This window comes from Deinococcus pimensis DSM 21231 (assembly GCF_000519345.1).
GTDB classification, from domain to species: Bacteria; Deinococcota; Deinococci; order Deinococcales; family Deinococcaceae; genus Deinococcus_A; species Deinococcus_A pimensis.
The window spans coordinates 1-2,318 of sequence record NZ_KI912616.1 but is presented as its reverse complement, the minus strand read 5'-3'; the positions used below and the strand labels follow the sequence as shown (position 1 = coordinate 2,318).

Annotated in this window: 1 protein-coding gene and 1 pseudogene; one reads left to right on the top strand and one right to left on the bottom strand. The window is 73.0% G+C overall.

From position 1 onward, the window contains the following. The first annotated feature begins 199 nt into the window (after window positions 1–199). Window positions 200–2,011 carry a M3 family oligoendopeptidase gene (locus DEIPI_RS0100285; RefSeq protein WP_027480464.1) on the top strand — a complete coding sequence of 604 codons (1,812 nt, stop codon included), beginning with the start codon at window positions 200–202 and terminating at the stop codon, window positions 2,009–2,011. Between the two features lie 42 nt (window positions 2,012–2,053). Here DEIPI_RS0100285 and DEIPI_RS38575 read toward each other — a convergent pair. Further along, window positions 2,054–2,318, bottom strand: a pseudogene (locus DEIPI_RS38575) (glycoside hydrolase); the annotation flags it as partial.

Here is a 2,318-nt window from a genome sequence, read left to right as displayed (position 1 = left end):
CCGCGTGCGCGTGGAGCGCGCCGCCGCAGCCCGGGCAGACGCCCGGCAGCAGGGCCCGCGCCCAGGCCCTCAGGGAGGCGGATCGGGGGAAGCGGTCGTTCACGCGTCCAGGCTAGAGACGCCGCGCACGTGCAGTGCCGCGTTGTCTAGGCCGGACGGCGCACCCCCGCGCGCGTCCGCGTGTGGTAGAACTCGGCGCATGACACAATCCATCCGGCGCGAGGACCTCGACCCTCGCTACACCTGGGACCTCACCGCGATCTTCCCGACCGAGCAGGACTGGTCGAACGAGCTCGACGCGCTGCGCGCCGAGATTCCCGGCCTGAAGGCGTACGAGGGCCGCCTCGGCGAGAGCGGCGCCACGCTCCTCGCGTACCTCGAGGCGTCCGTGGCGCTCGCCACCCGCCTGCAGAAGGCCACGACGTACGCGTTCCTCGGGATGTACCTCGACATGCGCGACCCCGGGGGGCGCGAGCGGGCCGGGCGCGCGCAGGCCCTGCCGCCCCTCCTCGCGGAGGCCACCGCGTTCGACGATCCCGAACTCCTCTCGCTCGGCGCCGCGCGGCTCGCCGAACTCCGCGAGGAGGAGCCGCGCCTCGACCTGTACGCCCGCGTGTTCGAGCGGCTCGAGGAGCGCCGCGCGTTTGTCCGCAGCGCCGAGGTGGAGGCCGTCCTCGGGCAGGTCGGCGGGGCCTTCGCGGGCACCACGAGCGCGTACGGCAGCCTCACCGACACCGACATGACCTTCCCGGACGCGCCCTCCCCGCAGGGTCCACGCCGCGTCAGCCAGAACACCGTCGCGGCGCTCGTCTCCGACTCGGACCGCGAGGTGCGCCGCGCCGCCTTCGAGTCCTTCGCGGACGAGTACCTAGCGCACCGCAACACCCTCGCGGACCTCTACGTCACGCGGGTGCGGCAGTCGTCGTTCACGGCGCGCGTGCGCGGCTACGCCTCCAGCGTGGAGGGCGTCCTCGCGCAGAAGGGCTCGTCCATGGACGCGCTGAACGCCGTCGTGGAGGCCTTCAAGGCGAACGTGGGCACCTGGCACCGCTACTGGCGCGTGCGCCGCCGCGCGCTCGGCCTGGAGCGGCTGGAGCCCTGGGACGTGCAGGCGCCCTTCTCGCGCGTCACGCGCGAGGTGCCCTACGACGAGGCGGTCGAGACGATCCTCGCGAGCGTCGCGCCCCTCGGGGAGTCCTACGTGTCGACGCTCCGCAAGGGCCTCCTGGAGGACCGCTGGGTGGACGTGTACCCCACCGAGGGCAAGCCGAACGCGCAGTTCGCGAGTCCCGGCGCGGGCCGCCCGTTTGTGATGATGAGCTACTCGGGCAGCATGCCGAGCCTCGGGGTGCTCGCGCACGAGCTCGGGCACGCCACGCACATGCAGCACTTCCTCACCGCGCAGCCCGAGGTCTACCACGGCATGGGGAGCCTGGAGTGCGAGGTGCCCAGCAACCTCGGCCAGATGATGCTGCGCGCGCACCTCCTCGCCGGGGAGCCCGACACGGAGTTCGCGCTCGCGGTGCTCGACGAGGCCTTCGCGAACTTCTACCGCTACTTCTTCCAGATGCCCCTGCTCGCCCGCTTCGAGCTCGAAGTGCACGCCGCGGTGGACCGAGGCGAGGGTCTCACCGCCGACCGCCTCTCGGGCATCATGACGGACCTGCTGCGCGAGGGCTGGGGCGACGAGGTGACGGTGGACGGGCGCGCCGCCATGATGTGGGCGCAGTTCGGGCACCTCTACTCGCCGTTCTACACCTTCGAGTACACCGTGGGCATCTCGTGCGCCGCGCAGATCTCGGCGGACGTCCTCGCCGGGAAGGAGGGCGCCGTGGAGGGCTACCTCGCGTTCCTGCGCGCGGGCAGCAGCCTGAGCTCCCTGGACGCCCTGAAGCTCGCCGGGGTGGACCTCACCACCCCCGAGCCCATCGAGCGGGGCTTCGAGGCCCTCTCGGCGCTCGTGAACCGGCTCGAAGGCCTCGTGGAGGCCCGCGAGCGCGCCCTCGCCTGAGATCCGGTGAGAGGAGGGGCGCTTCCCCAGGCGCCCCTCCTCTCAGCTCGGTACGGTCAGGTCCACCGGGAGCCGTCCCGTCGCCGAGCCCCCGCCGAGCACCTCCGCGAGCGCCGAGAGCGCGTTCGACCGGAACCCGTACGTGACGAGCGCGCCCAGGCCCACGTCCGGAACGACGTACGGACTCCACAGCGCGAGGTGCGTGGCCGCGACACCGGAGGCGCGCACACGCCGCGCGAGGTCCAGCACCTCCGCGCCCGGCGTGGAGCGCGTGGTCGTCGCGAGCAGCACGTGGTCGAGGTCGCCC

Bases quoted from the DNA above. Each gene is read 5' to 3' on its own strand.
- DEIPI_RS0100285 (WP_027480464.1), top strand. From the start codon at position 200: ATGACACAATCCATCCGGCGCGAGGACCTCGACCCTCGCTACACCTGG.